This is a genomic window from Trinickia diaoshuihuensis (assembly GCF_003390925.1).
Taxonomy (GTDB): Bacteria; Pseudomonadota; Gammaproteobacteria; order Burkholderiales; family Burkholderiaceae; genus Trinickia; species Trinickia diaoshuihuensis.
In genome coordinates, this window is sequence record NZ_QUBS01000077.1 from 76225 (window position 1) to 100652 (window position 24428).

23 protein-coding genes are annotated in these 24428 nt (G+C 66.0%); 9 read left to right on the top strand and 14 right to left on the bottom strand.

Going from position 1 to position 24428, the window contains the following annotated elements; all coding sequences use genetic code 11:
* The first annotated feature begins 1 nt into the window (after position 1).
* From sctQ to DXT59_RS16380, 8 genes are all read left to right on the top strand, one after another.
* The gene (sctQ, locus tag DXT59_RS16345; RefSeq protein ID WP_116137930.1) at positions 2–1126 is read left to right on the top strand and encodes a type III secretion system cytoplasmic ring protein SctQ; all 1125 of its coding nucleotides are present in this window, start codon (positions 2–4) and stop codon (positions 1124–1126) included.
* Positions 1113–1766 (top strand): type III secretion system export apparatus subunit SctR, encoded by a 654-nt coding sequence (gene sctR, locus DXT59_RS16350; protein ID WP_116137931.1) that lies wholly within the window; start codon positions 1113–1115, stop codon positions 1764–1766. Before sctQ ends, sctR begins: the two co-directional genes overlap by 14 nt.
* A gap of 10 nt (positions 1767–1776) precedes the next feature.
* Positions 1777–2040 carry a type III secretion system export apparatus subunit SctS gene (gene sctS, locus DXT59_RS16355; protein ID WP_116137932.1) on the top strand — a complete coding sequence of 88 codons (264 nt, stop codon included), beginning with the start codon at positions 1777–1779 and terminating at the stop codon, positions 2038–2040.
* Positions 2037–3167: a helicase gene (locus DXT59_RS16360; RefSeq protein ID WP_116137933.1), complete on the top strand. Its 1131-nt coding sequence runs from the start codon at positions 2037–2039 to the stop codon at positions 3165–3167. The genes sctS and DXT59_RS16360 overlap by 4 nt, the downstream gene beginning before the upstream one ends.
* Positions 3168–3261: 94 nt before the next feature.
* Positions 3262–4350 (top strand): HrpD5 family protein, encoded by a 1089-nt coding sequence (hrpD5, locus tag DXT59_RS16365; protein ID WP_116137934.1) that lies wholly within the window; start codon positions 3262–3264, stop codon positions 4348–4350.
* Positions 4347–4628 carry a type III secretion system protein gene (locus tag DXT59_RS16370; protein ID WP_240324544.1) on the top strand — a complete coding sequence of 94 codons (282 nt, stop codon included), beginning with the start codon at positions 4347–4349 and terminating at the stop codon, positions 4626–4628. The genes hrpD5 and DXT59_RS16370 overlap by 4 nt, the downstream gene beginning before the upstream one ends.
* Positions 4629–4803: 175 nt before the next feature.
* The gene (locus tag DXT59_RS16375) at positions 4804–5013 is read left to right on the top strand and encodes a hypothetical protein (protein ID WP_116137936.1); all 210 of its coding nucleotides are present in this window, start codon (positions 4804–4806) and stop codon (positions 5011–5013) included.
* A 118-nt stretch (positions 5014–5131) separates the two neighbouring features.
* Positions 5132–5587, top strand: a complete 456-nt coding sequence (locus tag DXT59_RS16380) for a CesT family type III secretion system chaperone (RefSeq protein WP_116137937.1) — start codon at positions 5132–5134, stop codon at positions 5585–5587.
* On the opposite strand, the gene DXT59_RS16385 is transcribed toward DXT59_RS16380, so the two are convergent.
* From DXT59_RS16385 to sctC, 4 genes are all read right to left on the bottom strand, one after another.
* The gene (locus tag DXT59_RS16385) at positions 5584–6999 is read right to left on the bottom strand and encodes a secretin N-terminal domain-containing protein (RefSeq protein ID WP_116137938.1); all 1416 of its coding nucleotides are present in this window, start codon (positions 6997–6999) and stop codon (positions 5584–5586) included. The two genes, DXT59_RS16380 and DXT59_RS16385, sit on opposite strands and share 4 nt — an antisense overlap.
* Positions 6996–7742, bottom strand: a complete 747-nt coding sequence (locus DXT59_RS16390) for a response regulator transcription factor (protein WP_116137939.1) — start codon at positions 7740–7742, stop codon at positions 6996–6998. The genes DXT59_RS16385 and DXT59_RS16390 overlap by 4 nt, the downstream gene beginning before the upstream one ends.
* Before the next feature lie 91 nt (positions 7743–7833).
* On the bottom strand, positions 7834–8904 hold the full coding sequence (locus tag DXT59_RS16395; RefSeq protein WP_116137940.1) for a sensor histidine kinase: 1071 nt from the start codon (positions 8902–8904) through the stop codon (positions 7834–7836).
* Positions 8905–9060: 156 nt separating this feature from the next.
* Positions 9061–10842: a type III secretion system outer membrane ring subunit SctC gene (gene sctC, locus DXT59_RS16400; RefSeq protein WP_116137964.1), complete on the bottom strand. Its 1782-nt coding sequence runs from the start codon at positions 10840–10842 to the stop codon at positions 9061–9063.
* Positions 10843–10948: 106 nt separating this feature from the next.
* Between sctC and DXT59_RS16405 the strand changes: the two genes are divergently transcribed.
* On the top strand, positions 10949–12049 hold the full coding sequence (locus DXT59_RS16405) for a type IV pilus twitching motility protein PilT (protein ID WP_116137941.1): 1101 nt from the start codon (positions 10949–10951) through the stop codon (positions 12047–12049).
* A gap of 32 nt (positions 12050–12081) precedes the next feature.
* Here the strand turns inward: DXT59_RS16405 and pilV (DXT59_RS16410) are convergent, their stop codons facing one another.
* The 10 genes from pilV (DXT59_RS16410) to DXT59_RS16455 all read right to left on the bottom strand — a co-directional run bounded on the left by pilV (DXT59_RS16410) (position 12082) and on the right by DXT59_RS16455 (position 24050).
* Positions 12082–13794 (bottom strand): shufflon system plasmid conjugative transfer pilus tip adhesin PilV, encoded by a 1713-nt coding sequence (gene pilV, locus DXT59_RS16410; RefSeq protein ID WP_240324545.1) that lies wholly within the window; start codon positions 13792–13794, stop codon positions 12082–12084.
* Positions 13795–13813: 19 nt separating this feature from the next.
* On the bottom strand, positions 13814–15493 hold the full coding sequence (gene pilV / locus DXT59_RS16415; protein WP_116137942.1) for a shufflon system plasmid conjugative transfer pilus tip adhesin PilV: 1680 nt from the start codon (positions 15491–15493) through the stop codon (positions 13814–13816).
* On the bottom strand, positions 15486–15965 hold the full coding sequence (gene pilM, locus DXT59_RS16420) for a type IV pilus biogenesis protein PilM (RefSeq protein WP_116137943.1): 480 nt from the start codon (positions 15963–15965) through the stop codon (positions 15486–15488). Before pilM ends, pilV (DXT59_RS16415) begins: the two co-directional genes overlap by 8 nt.
* Before the next feature lie 47 nt (positions 15966–16012).
* Positions 16013–16567: a type 4 pilus major pilin gene (locus DXT59_RS16425; RefSeq protein ID WP_116137966.1), complete on the bottom strand. Its 555-nt coding sequence runs from the start codon at positions 16565–16567 to the stop codon at positions 16013–16015.
* Positions 16568–16660: 93 nt separating this feature from the next.
* The gene (locus DXT59_RS16430) at positions 16661–17737 is read right to left on the bottom strand and encodes a type II secretion system F family protein (RefSeq protein WP_116137944.1); all 1077 of its coding nucleotides are present in this window, start codon (positions 17735–17737) and stop codon (positions 16661–16663) included.
* Entirely contained in the window at positions 17727–19490 is a 1764-nt protein-coding gene (locus tag DXT59_RS16435) for a GspE/PulE family protein (protein ID WP_116137945.1), read from the bottom strand. The genes DXT59_RS16430 and DXT59_RS16435 overlap by 11 nt, the downstream gene beginning before the upstream one ends.
* A gap of 4 nt (positions 19491–19494) precedes the next feature.
* Positions 19495–20052 (bottom strand): type IV pilus biogenesis protein PilP, encoded by a 558-nt coding sequence (pilP, locus tag DXT59_RS16440; protein WP_116137946.1) that lies wholly within the window; start codon positions 20050–20052, stop codon positions 19495–19497.
* Positions 20042–21349, bottom strand: a complete 1308-nt coding sequence (gene pilO2 / locus DXT59_RS16445; RefSeq protein ID WP_116137947.1) for a type 4b pilus protein PilO2 — start codon at positions 21347–21349, stop codon at positions 20042–20044. Before pilO2 ends, pilP begins: the two co-directional genes overlap by 11 nt.
* A 23-nt stretch (positions 21350–21372) precedes the next feature.
* Positions 21373–23112, bottom strand: a complete 1740-nt coding sequence (gene pilN, locus DXT59_RS16450; RefSeq protein WP_116137948.1) for a PilN family type IVB pilus formation outer membrane protein — start codon at positions 23110–23112, stop codon at positions 21373–21375.
* Complete coding sequence (locus DXT59_RS16455) at positions 23112–24050, bottom strand: toxin co-regulated pilus biosynthesis Q family protein (RefSeq protein WP_116137949.1); 939 nt, start codon at positions 24048–24050, stop codon at positions 23112–23114. The genes pilN and DXT59_RS16455 overlap by 1 nt, the downstream gene beginning before the upstream one ends.
* Positions 24051–24428: the final 378 nt, after the last annotated feature.

Consider the following 24428-nt stretch of genomic DNA (forward strand, 5'->3'; position numbering starts at 1 on the left):
CATGGACAACACACGCACGCTACCCACAGACGAGACCGCGCAGGCCGGCCAGGTTCCCGCGGTTGCCGTATCGCTCGATGCGGCGCGCCTGCCGGCACTGGCCGCGACGACCGCGCGTCAGCACCGGCTCGCCGTCGACGAGCGCCTGGCCGCGCTGCTCGCTTATACGTTCGGCGTCTCGGACTGGTCCGTCGGCACGCGTGCGCTGATCGAGCCCGCGCGCGCCGCCACGGTGGGCCTGCGGTGGGGCATGGACACAGCCTCGATACGCCTCGACATCGCGCAGCATCCGGCGCTCGCGAGCGTGCTCGCTTCGGCCGATGCCGAGGGCGCGCGCCTGCGCCATGCCGTGTCCGCCATTTTGCTCGACCCGCTGCTGAGCGCGCTGCGCTCGCTCGGGTTCGAGGGCGTTGAAGTGGCCTCACTGGAGCGCACGCGGGACGTGGCGCCTGGCGGGCCCGGCTGCGCGATCTCACTGCGCCTGGGCGATGCACGCTTCGACGCCGCGATCGAACACATCGACGGCGGCTGGCTCGACGCGCTCGAAGCGCTCGTCATGCGGCAATGCACGCCGTTCGCGACGCGCATCAGCGAGATCGCCGTTCCCGGCCGGCTGCAGATCGGCGAGAAGACGATGAGCCTGACGACGCTCGATTCGCTGCGCGCCGGCGACATCGTCCTACGCGCCCTGCCCGATGCCGTCGCGGCGCTGCTCAAGGGCGAGGCCGCCGCCGCGCGCATGCAACTCGTCTGGGGCCGCTACGGCACGCGGCAGCTTCGCGCCCAGGCCGACGTGAGCCACCACCTTCTTACTCTGACCGAGGATCCCACCATGAGCCATGACACGCAGTTCAGCGCGCCGCTGACCGATTCGATCGACACGCCCGTCGAGATCAGCCAACTCGATCTTCCGCTGAAGCTCGAAATCGACACGGTGTCGATGCCCGTCGCGCAGCTCTCCGCGCTGCGCGCGGGTTACGTGCTCGAGTTGCCCACCGCCGTGCCCGACGCACGCATCCGGCTCGTCACGTACGGACAAACGATCGGCTTCGGCGAACTCGTCAGCGTCGGCGATCATCTCGGCGTGCGGCTCGTTCAGGTTTCCCACGGCCATGGTTCAGTTTAGCGATCTCACCGGGCTGCTGATCACCGTCGTCGCGATCAGCCTGATCCCGTTCGTCGCGATGGTCGCGACCTCGTACGCGAAGATCGTCGTCGTCCTCGGTCTGTTGCGCAACGCGCTCGGCGTCCAGCAAGTGCCGCCGAACATGGTGCTCAACGGTATCGCGATCCTCGTGTCGGCATACATCATGGCCCCCGTCGGCATGCAGGCGATGCAGACCATGCAAACCATGCACCACTCGGGCGGCGATACCTCGATGGTCGTGCTCGATGCGTTCGACGCGGCCAAGGAGCCGTTCCGCGCCTTCCTCAAAAAGCACGCCCACGAACGCGAAAAGCGCTTCTTCGTGCGCTCGGCCTCGGTGATCTGGCCGAAAGACATGGCCGCGAAAATCCACGAGGACGATCTGATCGTCCTGGCCCCCGCGTTCACGCTGACCGAGATGGCCGATGCCTTCAAGATCGGCTTTCTGCTCTACATCGCGTTCATCGTCGTCGATCTCGTCATCGCCAACGTGCTGATGGCGATGGGCCTGAACCAAGTTCAGCCGACCAACGTCGCGATCCCGTTCAAGCTGCTGCTTTTCGTCGTGATGAGCGGGTGGTCCACGCTGATCCACGGCCTCGTCATGACCTATCGCTGAGCCTTGCGCCATGGAAACCGATACCCTCGTTCGCCTCACCTCGCAGGGCCTGCTGCTCTGCCTATCCGTCTCCATCCCCGTCGTCGTGGTCGCCGCGCTCTCGGGGCTCGCGATCTCGTTCGTGCAGGCCATCACGTCGATGCAGGATCAAAGCATTTCTTACGCGGTCAAGCTCGTCGCCGTCGTCGCCACCGTGCTCGTCATGGGTTCGTGGGGCGCTAGCGCGATCCTGCGCTTCGCCAATCAGATCGTCACGCTCGCGGTGCCGTCATGAACTCGCCCATCCGCAACGATCACGGCCGCTCGGCCGACCTCGCGCAGCAAGCGCACACGAGCGCGGAGCACACCGGCCAGAACGTGCAGACGCGCGGCTTCATGCGTCTGAAGGTGCAGCACACGAAAATGCAGCGGGCGCGGATGCAGCACAACCAGATGCTGGCCGCCGCGTTCTACCGGGGCAAGCGCTTCGCCGAAGGCACTCGCAAGCCGCCGCCCCCCTCCGCGCAAAAGCTCATGCGCGCATTGGGCGAGCGGCCCCGCCCGGGAGCATCCGCGAAGGGCCGGGGCAAGGAGGCGGCGGGTCAGGAGCGGCCCGAGCTTGCGCATGGCCCCGAACCGAAGCATGAGCACGAGCGCAAACACGAGGAAGGACAGCAGCAAAAGCACGGTCAACAGCAAAAGCGCGACCGGGAGCACGAACACGAGCAAGACCAGCAACAACGCCAGCATCACGGCGGTCACGAGCACGGCCAGCAGCAAGACCAGGGCGGCGACGGCCGGCAGCCGCAGCAAAACGCCCCGCGCGACGGCCAGCAAAAGCGCGAAGGCCAAGATTCGCGCGAGGGCCGCGACAAGCCGCGCAAGTTCGCGGTCGGCAAGGCGGGCCGCGCCAAAGCCGCGGCGCGCAAGCAGCCGCTCGACACCGCTATGCAAGCACTGGCCAAGCACAAGCTCGGCGCGCCGGATCTACCGGCCCAGCTCGCGCAAGCGTGCACGAAGGAAGTGCTGCGCCTGACCAAGCAGCTCGAATTCGGCTCGCTGCTCGCCGTGCCGCTGCTGATGAGCATGGCCTCGCCGATGGCACTGCGGCGCAATGCGGCGCGGCTACAGGCGCACCGCGGCGCCGCCCTGGCGCAGCACGCCGCCGCGCCGGGCAAGGCCGCGGCGACGGCGGGTTTGATCGGCGTGTCGCTCGACAACACGCTCGCGCGGCAAAGCGCGGGCATCGAGTATTCCGACGACGACCAGTCCATCGCGATGATCAAGCAGCGCATCCTCGATGCGCTCGGCGCTCAGCCCGGCACGGCGGGCGCGGCCGGTGCGGCGGGCTCGATCGCGGGCGCTTCGGATAAAACGCTCGAAGTTCGCACGCCGCCGGCCGGGCTAGGACCGAAAACCTAAACTGATATCGACGAATGAAGCAAGGCGGCGCGGTCCCGGAATCCCCCGGCCGCCGACGCAATAGCGGATCAGCGGATACACGGAAACCACGATCATGAAAGCCCTTCGAGTACTGACCGGAACCCACGCGGGCGCGCAGGTGCGGCTCACGAGCGGCAGCTATCGGATCGGCGTCGCCGAGGATGCCGATATCTGCATCAGCGACTGGGCGGTCGAGGAGATCGTGCTCGAACTCGGCGAAGACGGGGTCGCCCTGATCCGTTCGACGAACGGCGACGAGGTGTTCGTCGCCGATTTCGTGGCCGTGCCGTTCGGCGATGTCGTGTTCTGTGTAGGTCCCGACGGTGCTGCCTGGCCGAGCGATCTCGAACTGCTGGCCGGACTTTGGAAAACGGCGGAGCCCGACGCGGCGCCGGAATCGATGCATGAAGCGACGCTTGACGCAACGCCCGAAGCAACGGCCGAGCCGCCCACGCAGACGGCCGCCGGGCAAAGCGACGTGCAGCCGCCGAGCGCGGCGATCGACGCGCCGCTCGCCCACACGATGAGCGCACCGCGTAGCGTGCGCTGGCGCACGGCCGCGCTCGCGCTGGCCTGCACGGCCGTAATCGGCGGCATCGCCGTGGCCGGCATGATGCTCGCGGGCACCGAACCGAGCGAGGCGGCGAGCGTGCGCTTCGACCCCGATGCGCTCGCCAAGCAGCTCGAACAAGCGTTGCACCGCGAGGGGCTCGGCGACCTGAGCACCGCGGTGAACGCCGACAGCGTGGCGGTACAAGGCATCGTGACCACGGCGGACGAAAGCGCCAAGGCACAGCGCATCATGGACAGTCTCGCGCGCGGCAAGGCGCGACGCGAATACGACGTCGCGCAGCAAGACGTCGACAACATTCAGCAATCGCTCACGGGCACGGGAGCGACGGTCCGCTACGTGGGCCATGGCGTCTTCCACGTGAGCGGCAACGTGCAATCGATGGCCACGTTCCGCACGTTGATCGCGGGCGTGCGGGCCGATTTGGACGGCAACGTCAAACGCGTCGACGTCGACGTGAAGGAGGCCCAGGTGCCGGTGCCCGACGTGGAGTACACGGCGGTGGTGGCGACAGGCGGGCTGCGCTACATCGAGACCCCCGACGGCACGAAGCACCTGTTCTCAAGCAGCAAGGACGAGGCAAACAATTGACCACGAAAGGAATCGACATGTACGACGCATTGCTTCCCATCGCGCAGGATTTGAATACGCTCGACGCCACGCTGTCGGCGCCCGACGGTGCGCAACGCGTCGCGCGCATCGCCGCGGCGTTCGACGAGACCGCCCGCCGGATCAGCACGGCCACGCAGAGCGCAGCCGACGAACGCGAGCGCCTCGAGTTGCAAAAGCTCTATCGCGGCATGATCGCGGCGCGCCGCATCGTGTTGACGCTGCACGAGCGCCACAGCGCCCGCAGCGCCGCGATGTAAGCCGCGGCGCTCATTCGCAACATGAAGTCGCACCTCGCATTCGCAGTTTGCAGTCGCAGCACCGGCTGGCATCCAGCCGTCCGGACTCGCGGTCGCCACGGCCCCAGGTCCTTTTTCGAAGCATCACTCAACCAACGGTTCTTTCTTCGTTAATTTTTGAAAAAGGGGAATTCACATGTCTTCATCGATCGGAGCCCAAGGCGTTCAAGAAGCGGGCGCACAAAACGCGGACATGATCGGCCAAATGCAAGCGATGGCCAATCAGAACAACGCCATGACGATGGCCTCGATGCAAATCAACATGCAGCAGCAGGAAACGTCGGCGCTCGCCTCGGTGGGCAACAACGGCGCGAAGAACATCGCCGATGCGGCGAAGGGGCAGTAAGCCGTACCCTCGCTACCGTTCGTCCGCGAGGGGCACGGAAGCGGGAAGCCTGGCTTCCCGGCTCCGTGCCCCCGTTTTTTTCAATCGAGCCGCCGCTCGAGCCTAGAGATTTCCGCCCATGAGCAGGGACCGTTTCGTCGAATTGATCCACGAGGTTTGCGCCGTCGTCGGTTTGCCCGACGCCGAATATGTCGTCGAAACGCAAACGCTGGAGATCGAAGGATTCGACGTCCACCTCGATCATTACGAGACCGATGCGGACGCCATCTACGTCAGCTTCCATTACGGTGCGGTGACGCCCGGGCGGTCGCTCGTCATATTCCGGCTGATGCTCGAGGCCAATCTGCTCATCTACGCGCAGGATCAGGCCCAGCTCTGCCTCGATGCCGATACGGGCAACGTCGTCTTGCTCGTGCATCTGCCGATGGGACCCGCCATCAACGGCGAATACCTTGCCGACCTGTTCTCGCACTACGCCGAGCACGGCCGCTACTGGCTGAAGAACATTCTCGAATCGCCGGATGAAATGTTCGAGGGCATCGCCTCGGGCAACTTCATGTGGCTGCGCGCTTAAGCCGCCACGCGCGGAATCAACAGCACGAGGCGCCGCCGAATCCGCGTTCGGCCCGATTCGTCCGATTCGTTCGCCGTCTCGACGCGGCGCGGCGCCCCCTCGAGCACGAGGCATTCGCCCGGTGCGACGCTTTCCTCGACGCGGCGGTAACGGCCGGCGTCGTCGCGATGACCGAGTTCAACCTGCAAGCCGATACGCTGCACCGACTGGGCCGCGCCGTCGACGACGGGCTCCACCGAAAGCCATAGATCGGCCGATCCATCCGCGCCGTCGCTTTCCCCCTCCTCCTCGCGCTGCGCGAGACGCGCTTCGTGACGGTCGATGACGGCGGGCGAACGGTCCTGCGTCAGCGCGGTTTGCGAGATCTCGATGCCGGCCTGCCCGCTTTTCGCGAGCGCCTGCAATTGCGCCAGCAGCGCACGGCCGCGGTCGGGCGCGATACCGAAGCTCGCCGCACCCGATGAGGGCCCGTCCGCGCCGGCCATCGCGGACGGCAATGCGGCGGCGAGCGAGCCGAATGCGTCCGTATCGACATCGACGACCCAGGTCTGCAGCGAGATCAATCGCGCCGGCAAATCGAGTTCGGCGACGAGCGCGCCGTCGGCATCGATTCGCTCCGCCCTGTCGCGGATCAGGATCGAGTTCGTTACGGCATCGGCTTCGATCACGGGCAAGCCCTCGTCGAATTGAACGACTTCGGCCGCCCCGGCGCCTCGCGCCTGCCGGCCGACCTCGCCCTGATCCGCGCGTACCGCGGCGGATGCATCGAAGCGGCGGCGAAGCAGCGTCGCCGCGCCCGGCACGACGATGTTGCGGCCATCGATCATGCGTACCTCGTCGGCGGCGTTGGCCACCGAGAGGCGAAACACGCGCACCGTCGTGCGCACGCGCTTTTGCGCGTCGTGCTCGAAGCGCTCGGCCGCATTGCGAATGCGAGCGACGTAGGTGGCGGGGCCTTTGACTTGAACCGTCTGCGCGAGCGAATCGACCACGAGCGGGAAATGGGAATCGGTGACGCCGGCCTGCTCGAGCGACGCGCGCAACGCGCTCGCGGAAACGAAATGCGGCCGAATGGCGATGGATTGCTGCGCGCTCGAGGGCGAAATCAATAACGCCGCGCCGTCGTAATACCAGACGAAGCCGTAAGCGCGGCCCAGCACGTCGAGAAACCGTTGCGGCGGCATCGAGAAGCGCCCGCTCACCACGCCCTCGAGATGCCCGTCGATACGCAAGGGGATTTGCTGTCCGGCCGCGAGCACGTGCAGGGCATCGGCCACGCTCGCACCGTCGGTACGATAGACGAAGCGGCTGCCCATCCAATCGACGGGCGCCGCGGGCGCATGGATGCATGTCGCGCATGCGAGAGCGGCAATTACGCCGCGCGCGACGCGGCGCGAACGGCGCCCGCTCATGAGGATCCGTCCGGCGGCGCGAAAGGCGCCTCCGTATCGGGTTTGAGCGTCAACCGATAGCCCGTCGCATAGACGGACTGCACGCTCCAACCCACGCCGGCCGCTTTCAGGCTTCCGCGCAGGCGGCTCACGTACATATCGACCGAGCGGCTTTGCACGGCCGCGTCCCAGCCCCAAACGACGCTCATCAAGTCCTGCCGCAGCACGACCGCGCCCATGTGGCGCGCGAGATGCCAAAGAATGTCGAACTCCTTGGTGCCGAGCTTGTGCGCCACGCCGCCGACGACGAGCGAGCGCGCCTGCTGATCGAGCGCGCAATCGTCGATCAGCATCTTGCGGCCCTGCTGCTGCATGGGCGCGAAGCGTCGCAGGAGGGCGCGCATGCGCGCGAGCAGGACCTGACGGTCGTACGGCTTGACGAGGTAATCGTCGGCGCCGGCATCGAGGATGCGCACGATGTCGGCCTCGTCCGAATGCACCGTCTGAAAAATCACCGGCATGATCGACTGCGAACGGCTGCGGATTTTTTGCAGCAGCTTGTCGCCCGGAACACCGGGCAGGTCCCAATCGAGAATCGCTAGATCGGCCCAGTTGTCGGCGAGAAACTGCTGCGCCTCGAGCCCGCTGTGAAAGGCGTCGATATGGTAACCCTCGCTCTTGAGCCAGGAGTTCACGAGCGCGTGATGCGCCACGTCGTCCTCGACGAACAGGATGCGTACAGGTTTGCCTGCAAGCGATTTCATGTCAACCCTTGATCGTTACGGATAAGCGGGGGCCGGCTCTCGCTTCGGCAAGCGCGGCCTCCCGCATGCGTACGGGTCATGGCTTGCCGCCTCAATCTCGCCGCCCCGCGCGCAGCGCCCGGTCGGCATCGACGAGCGATGCCGAGGGCGGTTTGGCAGCCGCGAGGTTCAAGCACGGCAGCCGCAGCACGAACATGGTACCGCCTTGTTCGTTACGTTCGGCGTAAAGTGCGCCGCCGTGCATCCCGACGATCTGCACCGCGAGCTTCAGGCCGAGCCCGAAACCCGTCGCCGTGCGCTTGCCGAGCTTTTCGAAATCGGTCAGCCGCTCGCCTTCGAGCAAGCCCGGCAGGCCGCCCGCCCGATCGTCGACGACCACTTCGGCGAACTCGCCGGCATACCGCAGCGAGACGGTCACGGCTTCGCCGCGCGGCGAGGCGCGCACCGCGTTGTCGACCACGTTTTGAATCGCGCGCGCAACAAAATTGCGCATGCCGCTGACCCAAACGGGCGCATTGTCGGACAGCCAAAGATGCAGACCCACGCCGCAATAGACGGCCGTGACCTCGAGCTGCGAGATGATGAGCCGCAGCGTCGCGCGCAAATCGAAGCGTTTGAAATCGCGCGCATGCAAATGTTCCGTCACCGAGGTGAAGATGAACTGCTCGCCGAGCGAAAGCACGTATTGCGCGAGCGAGGTAATCTGCTGCATGCCGCCGCAGCGCTCGAACGCCTCGGGGTCGCTCGCATCGAGCTGCGTGAGCGCGCTGATCGAATTGAGCGGCGAGCGCAGATCATGCAGCAAAAAGCGCAGCGACATCGCGCGTTCGTCGAGCGAGCGCGCGAACGGCGTCACGTCGGTGACGGCGATCACGCACTCGCCGGTGTCCGTGCCGCCCGAGCCCGCCTGGATCCAGAACGTCGACTCGTCGACGCGCACCTCGCGGCCTGCCTCCAGGTCGCTCTGACGGGGCACGTCGTTCATCTCGAAGCGCTCGCTGAGGGCCACCGCGAAGTCCACGCCCGGGGGCAACGCCATCGAGAGCATCTCGAGCGCGCGTGCGTTCGCATGGACGACGGCGCCCGCGCGATCGAGCACCACGACGCCGCAGGGCAAGCCGCATAGCACGCCGCGCGTGCGGCGCGCCTCGTCGTCGGACATGGGGCGGTCGGATCGGCCCGCCACGTCGCCGCTGCGAAGAGCGGCGACGGGCGCGGGAATGAGCTCCGGCGCGGCATGGGCCTCGCCGGGCGGCTCAGCGCTTGAAGGAACATGGCGGTCGATCACATGGCCTCCTGCATTCCCCAGTGGGGGCGGTTACGGTGAAATCACGCGCGGCGCCAACAGAAAGAGCCGCTCCATATGGCTCTTTTGATGATTGTCGCTGCGGAACAAGGCGCCGATCACGGGGATCTTCGAAAGCCCCGGGACCCCCGTGACGCCGTTGGTCGCCGAATCGGCGCGGTAGCCGGCGATCAAGAGGGCCTGCCCTTCGTCGATGAATGCCTGCGTGTTGATCGTGCTGTTCTGAATCACGGGCAGATTGCTGACCGTCTGCGACGTGAGTTCGCCGTCCTGGATCGCGACGTCGAGCTTGATGCGCGTTTGGCCGCCTTCCTCCACGACCATCGGTAGCACGCGCAGCGAGATACCCGTCGAGACGGTGTAGAGATCGCCCGACGTGTACCCGGAGACAGGCACGAAGAACTGCGTCTTGTTGTCCATCACGGCCTCGATATTGTTCAGCGTGACGACCTTCGGGCTTGCGTCGATCTTGGCTGCCTGCGTCTGCTGCAGCGCCGAGATGCGCGCCATCAGATAACGGCCCGCGTCGCCGAGCACCGCGGCGACCGATGCCCCCACGGGCGAGGCCGCGGCGAGCAGGTTGCCGGGCAGCGTCGTTTGGCCGAAGGTTTGAGAGAGCGTGCCGTTGTACGTGCTTTGCGCCAAGGTGCCGTTGCCCGTTTGCACGTCGATGTGGCTGTTGTGCGCGGTCCAATCGACGCCGAGTTGGGCGAGCGCGTTGTCGTCGATCTCGATGATGTGCGCCTCGATCTCGATCAGTTGCGGTTTGACGTCGAGCCGGTCGATGAGCCTGCCGTATTGGTCCATCCGGTCGGCCGTGTCGCGAACGACGACCGAGTTCGTGCGCTGATCGGCGACGATGACGGGGAGCTGATCGTCGCCGGCGGGGGGCGCGCTTGCATTCTGCGGCGGCTGCGTATCGCCCACCGCCGCGGCCACGGCGGCGGAGGGCTGGCCCGTCAGCCCCGCGAACATGCCCTTGCCGGCCGAGCCCGGAGGAACGGGCGGCGGCACGTAGGGGCCGTTGTACGAGTTGCCGTTGACGTCGTTCGTCGGCGTGTTGCGCGTGACGCCGTTCGCGGCGCGGCCCTGGCCCTTGCCTTCGCCTTGGGCGTTCTTCTCGCCCGCCTTCGCCGCATGCGGATGGTAAATGCTGTTGAGCACCGCCGCCACGCCTTGCAGCGTCACGTCATGCCCGTCGATCGGGACCGTGCGGTCCTCGGCCCAAGCGTGGTAGAGCGGAAACACACGCACCTGCGTGCCGCTGCGATGCGCCGCCGTGTTGTCGAGCCGCGAGGCGACGTCCGTCACCATCTGCACGTAGCGCGGCGGCCCGTTCACGAGCGCCGTGCCCTGGGCGTTGTCGTAGACGATCGGGAAGCGCTCATCGGTCACGTGCAGCCGCTCGAGCGCCGCGCGCAACTCCCCCGTATCGGCCGTATCGAGCTTGATGAGCGTGCTTTGGAGCGCGGAGGCCGTCGTGACGTCGAGCACTTCCCCGTCGTAGTACCAGACGAAGCCGAACGACGCCGCGAGGGTATCGAGAAAGCGCCGCGGCGGCAGGCGGAATTTGCCGCTGACCGTGCCGCTCACGTCGGCCGAGATGCGCGTGGGTATCCCTTGGCTCGCGCCGAAATCGCGCAGTACGTCCTTGATGTCCTTGCCTTGCGCTTCGTAATCGACGACCGACGATTTCCAGTGCACGGGCGCTGCCAGCGCAACGGAGCCGGCGGTGCTCATCGAGAGCGCGGCGGCGAGGGCGAGCATGCCCGCGGCTTTGTTCGCCCAGCTCATGACGCACCGCCCACGAGCCGACAGGCGCGCCGCCGCTTGCTTGTCCGACACATCGACAAAGTTTTCATGTAAGTTCCGACTATCTCTCATTGGAAGGGCTCTGACGATGAATGCTCCGAATCACGAACGTCGCGACCTGACGCGCGAGATTCTCGAATTGGTCGACCTGCGACAGACTTTTACCGATATTCACATCGAGCAAGACCGGCCGATCATGATCAAGGCGCCGCGCGGCTGGCTCGCCGTGGGCGAGGAGCCGGTACTCTACGATGAGATGCTGCCGACGCTCGCCTCGATCGAGCCCGATTGGGAAGCGCTGCTTCAGCGCGGCGCGATCGACCGCCCGTTCGTGCTGACGCGCTGCCGGCTTCGCTGCAACATCTACCGCACCAACGGCGGACGCAAGCTCGTCATCTCGATCCGGCGCCTGCCGCTGCAGCCGCTTACGCTCGACAAGCTCGGCCTGCCCGCCTACGTGCGCTCGATGATCGACAGCGCCAAGGGCCTCGTGCTCGTGACGGGCCCCACCGGCTCGGGCAAGACGACGACGATCGCCTCGCTGCTCGAGCACATCAACCGCACGCGCAACAGTCACATCGTTACCATCGAGGAACCGATCGAGTACGAGCTCGATGGACGCACCTCGATCATCTCCCAGCGCCAGGTCCCCAACGACACGCCGAGCTTTTCGGCCGGCTTGCGCGAAGCGTTGCGGCAAAAGCCCGACGTCATCATGGTGGGCGAAGTGCGCGACCCGGAAACGGCCGAGACGGCGCTGCAGGCCGGCGAATCGGGCCACCTCGTGCTGGCGACGATGCATACGGGCAGTGCGGTCGGCACGCTGACGCGACTGCTCTCGTTCTTTCCGCCCGAGCAGCGCGAACGCTACGCCGCGGCGCTCGCCAATTGCCTGATCGGCGTCATCTGCCAGTGTCTCGTGCCCACTCAGGACGGCGAGAACTTCGTCTTGGCCAGCGAGCTCTTGTTCAACAACAACCAGCAGATCAGCGGCATGCTGACCGATCCGGGCAAGCTGCCTTTCATCGCCGATTTCATGAAGCGCAAGGAAGACAACATGTCGCGCCTGCTCAACGAGCATCTCTTTACGCTCGCGTCCAAGAACCAATGCCTGCCGCGCGATGCGCTGCGCGCCGCGTACAACCGGCTCGAGTTGCACGAGATGCTGCAGACGCTCGCGCCGCATTGAGCGAACGCCGCGGGCGGCCACGGCCGCTCGCGTCAGTAAAACGGCGTGATCGTCCATGAGGTCACCACGCCGGGCGTGTAGAAGATGTTGTTGCCGGTGCCGCAATAGCTCGGCTGAAACGACGCCGGATTCGCGCCGCCGTAGATGATCCAGTACGTCGTGAAGCGCACCGTGTAGCCGGAGTTGTTCTTCGGCAGCGCGTGCGTCAAATTCAGATTGACGTTCGCCAGATCGCCGACGATTTTCGACGATTGATTCACCGCGCTGGCGAGCGTGTTGCCCGTGTCGTTGTCCATCAGTTGCGCGTAGAGCGTCACGTACGCGCCCTGCCCGTTGCTCAAATCCTGCGGGGCGCTCGGGCACGAGGTGACGTAGGCGTCCTGCATGTGCGCCCACGCATAGACCGAAATCGCCCCGTTCGCCGGCAGCACCGGCACGCCGCGATTGACGACGGTCACCCAATAGCCCATCGTCGGATCGTATTGCGGCGCCGAAGGCACCGTGCCGCACGTGAAGTTCGTGCTGCCGCTCGAGCTGCCGACGTCGATCGCGCAATCGGAATCGGTCGATACCGTGAGCGGATTGATTTCGCTTTGCGCCTGCCAAGTCCCGTTTTGACACGAGAGCACGCGGCCGCGCGTATCGGTCGAGATCAGCGTCGCGCTGGCCGAGGCCGGTGCGATCGCCGCGTTTTGCGGCGACGGCGGACAGGGCGAGCCGATCGTTTGCGCGTTGCCGAGCGCGAGGTTGCCCGCTTCGTCCACCGCCAGCGCCTGCCAGGTGCTGCCGTTGTAGACGTAGGGACGATGCGTTTGAAGCGTCATGCGCACGTCGCCCGGTTGCGGTGGCGGCGACAGCGCGTTCAGCAAATCGGCTTCGGAATTGACCGCGTCGCGCCAGTGGAACGACGCCTCGGGCACCCACACGGCCCTCGCGCGATCGCAATTGAGCACGTTGCCCGCGGAATCGGCCGCGATCGCGCCGGAGCTCGCGCACGGCTGATAGTCCACCTGCGTCGCCAGCACGATCGGCACTTGCATCGTGTTCGCCTGCGGATTGCCGGGCACCGCGACGCGGTAGAGATAGTCGGCGTTCGGCGCTTGCGTGCCGTTGTAGTAGATGAGGCTCGCCAGATGCCCGGTTGCCGTCTTCGTACCCGAGCACGAAGCGCCGGCCGGGTTCGGGTTGGCGACGGACCAGCTCCCGTACGCGCCGTGGGCGGCGCCCGCCGCGTTGTTGGTCGCTTGGATCGAGCCGCCGCCCGCCCCCGCGTTTGCCGCCGCGTAGCCCAGCGCCGGGTCGGGGATCGTGCTGCCCCCTTCTGTCACGAGCAACGCCTGCAGCGCGCCCGGCGTCGCCGTGCCGTAGATCAAGAGGCACGGCGTCTGGCCGTAGGCGTTCGTCGCGCCCGTCGCATTCGAGAGAAAGGTGGAAAGCTGGTAGGTCGTGCCCGTCAATGCCGCGACCACCGGCGTGCTCGCCGTGGCCTGCGTCGCCAGTGCCGTGTAGTTCTGTTCGACCAAGCGCGTGGCCGCGGCGGTTAGCTGCGCCTGGTAGAGCGCCGCTTGCTGCGCGCGCGTGTCGTCGAGCGTCGAGTTGATCATCGCCGCGACGCCGCCGATCATCAGCGCCGCCAGCGCGAGCACGGCCAGCATCTCGATCATCGTGAAGCCGCGCGACGCCCGGCGCGTGCGGCTCACGCGCGTCGAAAGGCCGGCGGCAAAACACGATGTCGAGAATTTCACGTTGGCCCACCGGATGCACTCAGTAGTAAGAGTTGATCGTCCAGCCCGCCGCGATCGGCGTGTTCTGGATTGTCGTGTTGCCCGCGCCGCAGAAGTTGCTGACCCAGGGCGTCGAGATGCCTGAGTAGGTGGCCCAATTGGTAACCACTTTGACGGTATAGTTACCGCTCGACAAGCCCGGCAAGCTTTTAGTGAGCGAGTTGTTGATCCCTCCTGAATCATCCGTCAGCGTCGGCGTTTGGCTTTCCGTATGTGCTACGGAGTTGTTGTTGTTGTCCAAGATATCGACGCTCTGCGAAAGCTGCGCGCGGTGGCCGGTCGGCCCGTTGCACAGGCCGTCGTTCATGTGCGCCCACGTCGCCGCGACGATGATGCCGGTCTTGCTCAGCGCGACTTGCGATGTATAGGTGTACGAGTACGTGCCATTGCTCTGATTCTGAGAGTAGACGCCGGCACCCGGCTCAGCGATGCAAGCGGAGTAGTCGCCGGCGCCGTTCGGGTTGGCCATGATTATCTGGCAATTCGAGTCGCTGTATCCAAGCTCGATTTCATTCTGCGTTTGCCACTTACCGTTTTGGCAGGACAGCACGTGACCGGCCGAATCGGTCGAGACGAGGGTCGTGTTGGACGCGGCCGCGGCGATGCCTGCTTGAGGCGTAGACGGACAATCCTTGCCGGCCACGTTCGTATTGCCGAGCGCAAGGTTGCCGGCTTCGTCGACAGCCAGCGCTTGCCAAGTATTGCCGTTGTAGACGTAAGCGCGGTGCGTCTGTAGCGTGACGCGGACATCACCTTCTTGCGGCGGCATCGCCGCGCTTTGAAGGTCCGCTTCCGCGTTCACCGCTTCACGCCAGTGATACGAGGCCTTCGGCACCCACCTTTTTTCTGTCCGATCGCAGTCGACCACGTTGCCGAAGGCGTCGGCTGCAATGGCGCCGTACTGGTTGCACCCCGTATAGTCCGTTTGCTGCGCGAGCACGATCGGCACTTGCATCGTATTCGCTTGCGGGTTGCCCGGCACGGCCACGCGGTACAGATAGTCGGCGTTTTGCGCTTGCGTGCCGTCGTAGGAAATCAGGCTGGCCAAATGGCCGACGCTCGTCGGCTTACCCGAGCACGATTGGCCAGCGGGATCGGGCGTCGCGAGTTTCCAACTCCCGAAGGCGCCAATGGCAGACCCGGCCGGTTGGCTTATCGCCTGGATCGAGCCGCCGCCCGCCCCCGAGTTCGCCGCGATATAGCCGAGCTCAGGATCCGGAATAATCTGGCCGCCTTCCGTCACGACCAGCGCTTGCAACGCTGTTGCCGACGGTTTGTAGATCAGCAAGCAAGGCGTCTGACCGTACGCGTTGGTGCCTCCGAACGCACTCGGAAGGTAGTTCGAAAGCGGATACGTCGGGTCGTTCAACTTGACGACCACGGCGTTCGTCGCCGTCGCTTGCGCCGCGAGCGCGGCATAGTTCTGCTCGATCAAACGCGTCGCGGCTGCGGTCAGTTGCGCTTGATAGAGCGCCGCCTGCTGTCCGCGCGTGTCTTCGAGCGACGAGTTGATCATCGGGATCAGACCCGCCATGAGGATCGCAATCAGCGCCAGCACGGCGAGGATTTCGATCAACGTGAAGCCGGACGCGTAACGGCGACGCCGCGACTCGTCGCGGCGTGCCGATCCGAATGCGCGAGCGCCGGCCTCTCTAGTCATAGGCCTGCGCCATCCATACCGGCATACCGTTCGGAATGGCGTTCGCGAGCGCCGCCGGCAGCGGCACGGCCGGATTGCCGGGCGATACGACGTTCGTGCCGAGCGCAACGCCGGCCAAAGCCGAGCCTTGAGCGAGTTGCTCCATGCCGACGATTGCGTCCGGCGCCGGCGGCGACGACGCGTAGATCACGACGAGGCTGCCCGTATAGGCCGTATTGGGCTGAACGTAGTTTTTCCAGATCGGATTGGCGACGTTTGCGCCCATATACGGCGTCAGACTGCCGGCCGGGACAACACCGGTGAACGTCGGATTCGCGCGCGCGAACGCGACGACGGCCTGGCGGTATTCGCTCATGTTCGCCGCGAGCGCCATCGGCGACGGGCCTTGCGGCACCGGCGTCGATTCCTGCCCGAGGAGCGCGTAGGCGCCCGTCAGCATGGCAAGTACGGCAACGATCCAGATCATGAACATGGCGAATGCGTCCTGCGGTCAATCGCGAGCGCGAAGAACCGCGTTCGTCACGCGGAGGTCCAGATGATGTTGTTGTTGGCGGCGGCACAAGCGGCTTCGGCTGCGCTAGGCGTCACCGGCACAGCTTGCGCGGTGCCTCCGACAGAGACGGCCGTCCACGTGCCCCCGGCGGAAACCGCATTAATGCATACGTCTTTGGGCACTGTATCGAATTCGATAGTGAACGTACCGGCACCCGTTCCCGTGATCGTCACGGCTCCACCCCAAGGGTCCGTTACGGTATTGTTCGTGGTATTGATCACAAGCGTCTTTGGAATCACACCAGCCGAAATCGCAACTGCCGTGGTCAATCCGTTGTACCCGTTCGTCTGCCCCATATAAAGCTTCTTGATCCCCGTCTGAATCGCGGTCACCTGCTCCGCGGTTTGATTCGACGATGCGCTGCTGAATGCGCCGTTGAGCAGCGCAATCGCGCCGATGACGACGATCGCCGCGATCCCCAGGTAGGCAATCGCTTCGAGCAGCGTGGCGCCGCGCTGCGCGCGCCGCAATCCGCGGCGTGCCGATCGGGCACGAATCGATGCGACGGTATTGCTTTGCATGGTCCTCTCCTTCATTTCAAGAAACGGCACGACAAAAGCGCGCCATCGATGTATCGGACAACCCTGTCCATTTCCCCTCATTACACGGCAGGCTCAATGTAAGCTCCGAGCCATAGACGCAATTTCCTGCTGAATTCCGAAGAAGCCCGTGATGAGCCACGACAGCACGAGCGCGAGCGCGACGATCGCGAAGCCGTTGACGACGCGCATCTGTGCCTCGATCGTCTCCACCCCCTCGCTCATCCACTCGCTCGCGAGCGAGTGCAGCGCTTCGGCGAATCCCTTGTACTCCGCGTAGACGCACAAGTCGTCCACGATCTCCTCCGACGGGAAGCCATATCCCGCGTTCTTCATCGCCTCCCCCACGTTCACGCCCGACTTCACGCCGAACAGCATGTCGTCGATGCGCTGGCGCAACCACGGCTGCGCATCGGCGCCGAGCCGGTCGAGCGAACGTTCGACGGTGAACCCCGCCTGCTGCAGCGATGAAAACGCCACGAGGAAGCCGCATCCCGTGATGAGGCGGTAGATCGAATACGGCGGAAAGCGGTCGAACCAAACCCGCAGACGCCCCGCCCAGCGCGGCATCGAATAAAACAGCACGATCAAAAGCGCGACGAGCGCCAAGACGCAATACAGCATCCCGTTCTGCACGAAGCGCGACAGCGTGTAGAGCGATTTGGCAACGCCGTGCCAATGCTCGGGGCTCACGATCGATGCGAAGCGCGGAATGACGAGCTGGCCGAACAGATAGACGTAGCCGATCGTCATGGCAACGATCACCGCCGGATAAGTCAGTCCCCCGACGATCGCCGTGCGGATCCGCCGGCTGTACTGCACCACCGAGCAGACGTTGAGCAGCGAGGCCTCGAGGCGGCCCGACTGCTCGCCCGCCATGACGATCATTTGTTCCGTGTGCGGCACCCACCAGGCCATCGCCTCGGCCAGCATCCCGCCGTTTTGTACGACACCGCGCCAATCCGCGAGCGTGAGCGCTAGCGGCTCGCTCGGCTTGCGCCCCTCGTGCGACGCCCGCATCTCGAGCTCTTCGAGGATCTTGAGCAGCGGCAAACCGTTCGCGAGCATCTTGGCGATCTTGCGGTACAACCGCAGCCGCGCCTGCGTCGTGAGCTGCGTGCGCGCCCAGCGGCGATTCAAGTCAAGTGCCATAACCCGTTCCCAGCGCCAGCGGCAAGTCGCCCGTGACCGGCTCCAACGGCCCGACGATGCGCTCGGCCATGCGCGGATCGACGAGACCCGCCGCGACTTTCTCCAGCGCGTGTTGCGCCACCGTCTGCCCCGAGAGCTCGCTCATCCAGTACCGGTGCGCATCGGCCTTGCGGCCCGCGCGCAGCAATTCGCAGAAGGTCGCGTCGGTGCGCACGACTTCGGCCACGACCGTGCGCCCGACCGTGCCGTTCTTGCAATGCGGACAGCCGGGCCCCGCCACGCGCACTTGATCGAAGCGCGCGCCGACGGCGCGCTTCACGCGCGCGATCAGCCCCAAGTCGAGTTGCGCCATCGCATCGGCGAGCGGGCGCGAGCAGTGCGGGCACAACAGCTTGACCAAACGCTGGCTGATGAGTCCCGTCACGAGCGATTCGTCGGTCACCATGGCGATCGGCAAGCCGAGATCGACGAGACGATCGACGATCGCCAGCGCGCCGTTCGCATGGACCGTCGTCCAGACCTGGTGCCCCGTCATCGAGGCGCGCAACGCGCTTTGCGCCGACGCGCGGTCGCGCATCTCGCCGATCATGATCGTGTCCGGATCGAGCCGCATCGCATTGGCGATCGCCGCGGCGAAAGCGAGCGAGCGCGCCTCTTCGGTGGGCGCGTTGACGACGGGCGTCTGCACGGCGCCCTCGATCGGGTACTCGACCGGGTCTTCCACCGTGATCACGTGGATCGTGCCGGCCATCTCGCGCAGTTGCTTGGTCAGCACGCGCTGCAGCGTCGTCGATTTGCCCGAGCCGGTCGGCCCGCTGATGATGTTCATCCCGTGCGGTTGCTGCGTGAGCAAATCGAATGCGTTGGCTTGCGCTACCGTGAAGCCCAGCTCGCGCAGGTCCGTCGATTCCCCCGCGTCGTTGTAGAGCAGACGCAGCACCATGACGCTGCCGATGCTCGTCGGTGCTGTCGCGATACGCACGCCGAAGAGCCGGTCGGGCAGCTTGTCGCGATCGCCGATCGCCGCATCCTGCCGCTCGTTCGGCTTGTACGTGTTGTCGGACACGCTCGACATCGCCGCGTAGAGCGTCGCGAGCAGGCGCTCGCCGTACTCGCGCGTCTGCTCCGACACGCGCACGAGTTCGTTGTGCACGCGAAACAAAATCTCGGTGCTGAAGCGGTTGACGCGGATGTGGATGTCCGAGGCACGCTCTTCGCAGGCGCGCGCGATGAGGTTCTTCGCGACCACCTGCATCTGCGTATGGTCGATACGCTCGCCGCTGCCGTCGCGGCGCTGGCCCTGATAGCTGCGCCGGATCACCTCGAGCGTGACGAGCCGTGTCGTATAGCGGCAATTGAGCCGGTTCAGCCGCGCGCAGTACGACAGCACGAACGGATTCATCTCATGGCCTTCGGCGATGAGGAGCGTGCCGTCATCGAGCAGGCAGAGGAATTTGCGCTCCTCGTTGCTCGCGGCGAACTCGCCGCTGTCGGAGAGCGGGCGCGCCGTCGAGACGGGTGGCTGCGTTTGGGCTTGCGCTTGCGGCGCGGTTTGCGGCGGCGCGACCGGGCCAATCGACGGCACGGCTTCGAGCGTGCGCTCCTGTCCGAGCGCAACCGCGGCGGGAGCGGGAGCGGCGGCGGGCGAGGCAGCGGCGACGGCATCCACTTGCAGCGGCCTCACCGCCCGCGACAACACGAGCGGCGTGACGGTTTTCGTCCCGTCGGACGGGGGCTGGGTAGTCGAGCTCATGGCATCACCTCGCGGGCATCGGCAAAGTGGGGATCGGCGGCACGCCGCCCGCGCCGGCCTGCGCGACGTTGCGCGCCGGGTCGCGGACGCTCGCCGAAACGGTCAGCGTCGTGCGGCGGCCATCCGCCGCGGCGAGCACGATCGCGCCCGAGCGGATCGCGGCGACGCGCATGCCGTTGGGCAGCGTGTCGCCCGGCACGACGTCGAACTCGGCGCCGTCGCTCGTCGCGACCGTGGCGCTGATCCGCTTGCCGAGGCTTTGCGTGGCGACGAGCGAAACATCGGAATAGGACGACACCGTGCTGCCCATGCGATGCAGGGTCTCTTGCCGCTCGACGACCTGCGCCTGGGCATCGAGTTTCTTCAGTTGCGCCTTCAGGATCAGCGTGTCCTCCTGCAATCGCATCAATTCGTTCGCGGCCTGTTTCGCGGCCGCCGTGGGGACGACGTCTACCCGCGGCGCAACGTCGGCCGCCGCCGCGCTGGCCTCACCGAATGCGACGAGCGGCCACACGAATGCGCAGGCAAGCGCCAACGCAGCCAATGCACGGTTATTTCTCATAGAGCACTCCGTCTAGGACCCATTGCCCGGACTTATACGAAAGCGTCTCGATGCGCACACCGGGTTCGTCGAGATACTTGATGACGTTATCGGGCCGCACTTCGCCCAATTGCGCCGACATATGCCATGTCTGCCAAGGCGGCACGCTCGGCTGCGCCGCGCCCGGCTGAATCCGGTCCAGCGTTTGCGCCGCGAGGCTGCGCTCCGGAGCGGCCGTGCTCTGCGGCGAAAACGCCAGCGCGATGCCGAGCAGTTGAAACGCCGAGAGCATGCGCAGGCGCACGCCGTGAATGCCGTCGAGCACTTCGTCGCCGCCTGGAGCCAGCCCGAGCGGCTCGACATAGGTCGCATGCTCGCCGTTGGTATCGATCGTCGCGCGCGGCTCGGCCGCCATCAGCATCGCCACGTTCGAGCCGCCGCGCGACCAGCTATAGCTGACGTTCGACGCGCGACAGACGTATTCGTCGAGGTCCCACCCGCCGGGCGCGATGGCCGCGAAGTGATCGAGGCAGGCATGCACGAACACATCGGGGCGCGGCTCGCGCGCCCACGGGTGCGGCACGACCGGCGTCTTCGGCTGCTGCAGCGCGAGCTGGGCTCGCATCCGCTCGAATGCTTGCTCGCGCTCCACTTCGATCCGGTGGCGCCGGTAGAGCATGTACCCTGTCGCGCCGCCGACGAGCACCACCAGCGCGACGGCCGCGATCGCAATCTCGCGTATCGGCGCGCGCCGCGAGGCCCGCGTGAGATTGAGCCAGCGTGGCAGATGAGGCTTGCCGCCGCGGCGCGGGATCATGTCGTCGATCCGACGCGCGTAGAAGTTGTGGAACCCCTGCACCTCCAACTGCGGATCGCCGATGACGACGTTCCAGCCGCCCAGACCGTAATCGCTGTGCAACCGTTCGAACACTTCCTCGCTCGAGCCGACCCAATCGCCGTTCGGCAGGAACGCGCCGTCGCGCACGGCGAAGTACGCCCAGCGCCCGTCGGGCAGCAGGAACGCGCCGAGCCAGTTCGGCGCCGGCTGCTGGCGCCCATCGTAGAACGCACCCTCGGTTGCGATCGTCTTCGAGACGAGCGCGCCGAGCGAAGGCAGGCCGAGCTGCGCCCCTTCGCGCGTGCTCGCGAAACCGACGCCCGCGAACGTGCGATCGATGCGCAGAACCATCGCATCGAAGTTCAAGCGCGCGGCCAGCTCGACCGCTTCGGCCCGCAACTCGTGCCGCCGCGACAGCGACTGCCAGAATAGGCCGCAGATAAAGCGCTGACGGCCGATCTGAATGACTTGCGTCGCCATGGAAATCCGCTCCGTCGCGCGCGTCAGGCGCCGTTGATCGCGATCGGCGAGAGCAAGATGACGATCACCTCGCGCGTGCCCGATGCATTGAAGCCACCCATCGCGTAGTTCGACGGGCTACCCACGCCTTGACGGTTGTTCTGATCGTTGATCCCTTCATACCCGCTGATCACGAGCGTCTGCCCCGACTTCACGGCGATCCGCTGCAGGAAATTGCGCGTATCGACGGTGGGGAGCTGAATCTGTCCGCTGGCCGGCCCGAACGCCTGCAGGCTCACGAGGGACGAGATGTTGCTGTAGAACTGCATCATGATCGTGCCGTCGTCGAGGATGTGCGGCAGCAGCGTCAGATTGAAGCCCGTCGTCACCGTGCCCGGCGTGAGCGAGGTCTGGCTGCCGATGTTGACGGTGTTGGTGGTCGATATCTGCGCGAGATAGCCTTGTTGCTCGGCCACCTGCACGGGCACGGGCTGATCGTTGAGCGTCGTGATCGAGGCGGAGGTCTTGCGGTGCACGGTGCCTTGCGTCGACAGCGCATCGATGATGGCCGACGTGCTGGAGGCGCGGCTGGACGGCGTGATGACCGTCGCCGACAGTTCGCTCGGGTTCTGGATCAGGCTCGTGAACGCCGTCGTGATGCCGAAGCGCGTCCCGAGCGCTTGATAGACGGCGGTCCAGTTGATGCCGTAGCTGTCCTGCGCCGAGAGCGTCACCGACAATACCGTGACGTTGACGAGCACCTGCCGCGCGAGCACCTGGTTTTGCTGCTCCATGAATTCGCCCACTCGCTCCAGCACGTCGGGCGTATCGGTGACCGTGATCGAGCCCGTCGCGGGCGACGTGATGACCGAACCCACCGGCGAGAGCATCGCTTTGATCGCGTTTTGCAGGCCCGCGTAGACGGAAAGCTGCGCGTTCATCGTGATGTTCGCCGTGTTGTCCGAGGACACCGCTGGCGAACTCGACGAGCCGCCGCCCGCCCCGCCGCTGGCGCTCGTGGCGCCGCCCCCGCCGGCATTGCCGCCCGACGTGCCGCCGCTGTTGCTCGCGCCGCTGACGACGTTCGTGTCGACCTTCGATTCGCCCGGGATCGCCACGACCTGATAGACGCGCGTCGCCGTATAGAAAAACACGATGGAGCCGTCCTCGTATTTCCAGTAGACGCCGAAACGCGCGGCCGCGGTGTCGAGCAACCCGCGCAGCGTGCCGTTCGAGTAGACGATATGGATCGGCGTCAAGACGGCCGGGGTGCGCGCGGCGCCGAGCCCGAGCACGCTCGTGGCCGGCGAGGGACCTTGCAAAAGCCCCGCGGGCAGCGGCGGCACGCCCGGGTAAGGCGCCGCCGCGCCGCCGCCCGAATTCGCGTCGGCGGCCGGCTGAGTCGCCCGCAGGGCGGCCTCGCTCGTGCCCGGCGCAACCTTGGCCGGCATGCGGGCCAGGCGCGACACGCGATCGGCGAAGGCGCGCAACGAATCGACCGTACCGTCGAAGCTGGCCGGCTCCTCGAATAGACGGGGCAGCGTCGACTTCTTGGCGATCTTGATCGTCTTGCCCGACAGCCAAAGCTCGTCCTTGACGACGACGTCGTCCGCGGCGGCCGCCGCGCGGTTGTCTCCGCCCGCCAATTTACCGAGCAGTTGACCCGCGCGCGCGGTATCGGCCTGCGAGTCGCGATTGATTTTTTCAGTGAGACCCGTGCAGGCCGCCGCAAGTAGCGACAAACATGTGGCCACGACGAGTAGGGGGCGACGCAGCGCGCTCATCAGTTACCTCCTCTCGGGACGACGCGCATGACACGGTTGCCCTTGTATAAAACCACTTGAATCGGCACTTGGGAACCGGCCAGCGCATTGGTTACCTGGCGCAGCGCCTGCTCGAGCGTGCCGTGGATCGTTGCGGTCGCATCGACCTCGAAATCGGTCGGCACGTCCCAGACGAATTGCCAACCTGTCTCGCTCGCCCATCGAGCGAGCGCATTGCGTACCGAGCCGTCGGACGTGCGCATGTCCCATTCGGTGCGCTCGGGCGGCACGGCCGGCGCCGGTGCGGACTCGGATGCGGAAGCGGGTGCAACCGCCGCAACCGCCACGGTCGGCGACGGCGCCGCGGCATGTGGCCCGACATCCGGCGACGAAGCGGCAGGCGCCGCGGTCACCAACAATGGCGGCGCGGCGGGCAGCCCCGTCGCCGCGGGCGCGATGCTCACTGCAGTGGCGAGCGGCGCATCCTGCGCATGCGGCTTGGCGCTCGAAGGGGCACCGGCCGCGGCGGGCGCCGCATCGGCGCTCGCGGGCCGCGCGTGCGCGGTCACGGTGACGAGGCGCAAATCGGTATCGATGCGCGCCTGCAAGGCCGGATCGACCGACAGAATTTCGCCGAGCACGCGCGTGACCGCGCCGCCCGCATGCCAACTCACGGGCGTATCGGCCCACGCCCCCGCGTTCGGCACGTTGACGCTGTAGCTCGTCGGCAAGATCTCTTCGAGCGCGCGCAACAGCGGCACGTCATGCCCGCTCGTGCGCACGACACCGCCCATACGCTGGCCGCCTTCGACAACGACCTGCCGGTCCGATGCATGCGCCGCGCAGCAAAAGAGCCAGGCGCAGCAGAGCGACGCCTTGACCGCGAGCGAAACGATGCCGCCGCGCGCCCCTGTACTCCCCAAATCGCGGTTTGCACCGCTTAAGCGACGCGCTTGCATTCGACACTCAACTCTTGTTGTTGCGAAATTGGTTTTCATTCTGCTCAAGCCGTGCACACTGCCAGCCGCGCGGGCCGCGGCAAGCCGCTTCCCGCACATGATCCCAACGCATCGAATATTTGCCGAAAATACGGCGGCGCGTGTAAGGAATTCGAAGGCAACGCCGTAGGAATGGGTAATCCAGCGCCAGGATAGTACTACGTATCAATGTGGTCTACGGCAAGCGGCGCCAGAGCTTTAGAGAAAAAGAACTCTTTTGAAATAGGCATCATGAGCACATATTCAAGTTTCTAACTCCGCGCGTCGCACGCGAGCGCGCCGGCGCTCCAAACTCCCCATCCCACAAGGCCCCGCCCGGTCACCAACCAAAAATGGCAG

Excerpts from the sequence above, each read along its gene's own strand:
- DXT59_RS16390 (WP_116137939.1), bottom strand. The coding sequence starts at position 7,742 with ATGAAATCGCTTGCAGGCAAACCTGTACGCATCCTGTTCGTCGAGGAC.
- DXT59_RS16380 (WP_116137937.1), top strand. The coding sequence starts at position 5,132 with ATGAGCAGGGACCGTTTCGTCGAATTGATCCACGAGGTTTGCGCCGTC.
- pilM (WP_116137943.1), bottom strand. The coding sequence starts at position 15,965 with ATGTTCATGATCTGGATCGTTGCCGTACTTGCCATGCTGACGGGCGCC.
- DXT59_RS16360 (WP_116137933.1), top strand. The coding sequence starts at position 2,037 with ATGAACTCGCCCATCCGCAACGATCACGGCCGCTCGGCCGACCTCGCG.
- DXT59_RS16430 (WP_116137944.1), bottom strand. The coding sequence starts at position 17,737 with ATGGCACTTGACTTGAATCGCCGCTGGGCGCGCACGCAGCTCACGACG.
- DXT59_RS16405 (WP_116137941.1), top strand. The coding sequence starts at position 10,949 with ATGAATGCTCCGAATCACGAACGTCGCGACCTGACGCGCGAGATTCTC.
- pilV (WP_116137942.1), bottom strand. The coding sequence starts at position 15,493 with ATGACTAGAGAGGCCGGCGCTCGCGCATTCGGATCGGCACGCCGCGAC.
- sctQ (WP_116137930.1), top strand. The coding sequence starts at position 2 with ATGGACAACACACGCACGCTACCCACAGACGAGACCGCGCAGGCCGGC.
- DXT59_RS16385 (WP_116137938.1), bottom strand. The coding sequence starts at position 6,999 with ATGAGCGGGCGCCGTTCGCGCCGCGTCGCGCGCGGCGTAATTGCCGCT.
- sctS (WP_116137932.1), top strand. The coding sequence starts at position 1,777 with ATGGAAACCGATACCCTCGTTCGCCTCACCTCGCAGGGCCTGCTGCTC.
- pilP (WP_116137946.1), bottom strand. The coding sequence starts at position 20,052 with ATGAGAAATAACCGTGCATTGGCTGCGTTGGCGCTTGCCTGCGCATTC.
- DXT59_RS16395 (WP_116137940.1), bottom strand. The coding sequence starts at position 8,904 with ATGTCCGACGACGAGGCGCGCCGCACGCGCGGCGTGCTATGCGGCTTG.
- sctC (WP_116137964.1), bottom strand. The coding sequence starts at position 10,842 with ATGAGCTGGGCGAACAAAGCCGCGGGCATGCTCGCCCTCGCCGCCGCG.
- sctR (WP_116137931.1), top strand. The coding sequence starts at position 1,113 with ATGGTTCAGTTTAGCGATCTCACCGGGCTGCTGATCACCGTCGTCGCG.
- pilN (WP_116137948.1), bottom strand. The coding sequence starts at position 23,112 with ATGAGCGCGCTGCGTCGCCCCCTACTCGTCGTGGCCACATGTTTGTCG.
- DXT59_RS16455 (WP_116137949.1), bottom strand. The coding sequence starts at position 24,050 with ATGCAAGCGCGTCGCTTAAGCGGTGCAAACCGCGATTTGGGGAGTACA.
- pilO2 (WP_116137947.1), bottom strand. The coding sequence starts at position 21,349 with ATGGCGACGCAAGTCATTCAGATCGGCCGTCAGCGCTTTATCTGCGGC.
- DXT59_RS16375 (WP_116137936.1), top strand. The coding sequence starts at position 4,804 with ATGTCTTCATCGATCGGAGCCCAAGGCGTTCAAGAAGCGGGCGCACAA.
- hrpD5 (WP_116137934.1), top strand. The coding sequence starts at position 3,262 with ATGAAAGCCCTTCGAGTACTGACCGGAACCCACGCGGGCGCGCAGGTG.
- DXT59_RS16435 (WP_116137945.1), bottom strand. The coding sequence starts at position 19,490 with ATGAGCTCGACTACCCAGCCCCCGTCCGACGGGACGAAAACCGTCACG.
- DXT59_RS16425 (WP_116137966.1), bottom strand. The coding sequence starts at position 16,567 with ATGCAAAGCAATACCGTCGCATCGATTCGTGCCCGATCGGCACGCCGC.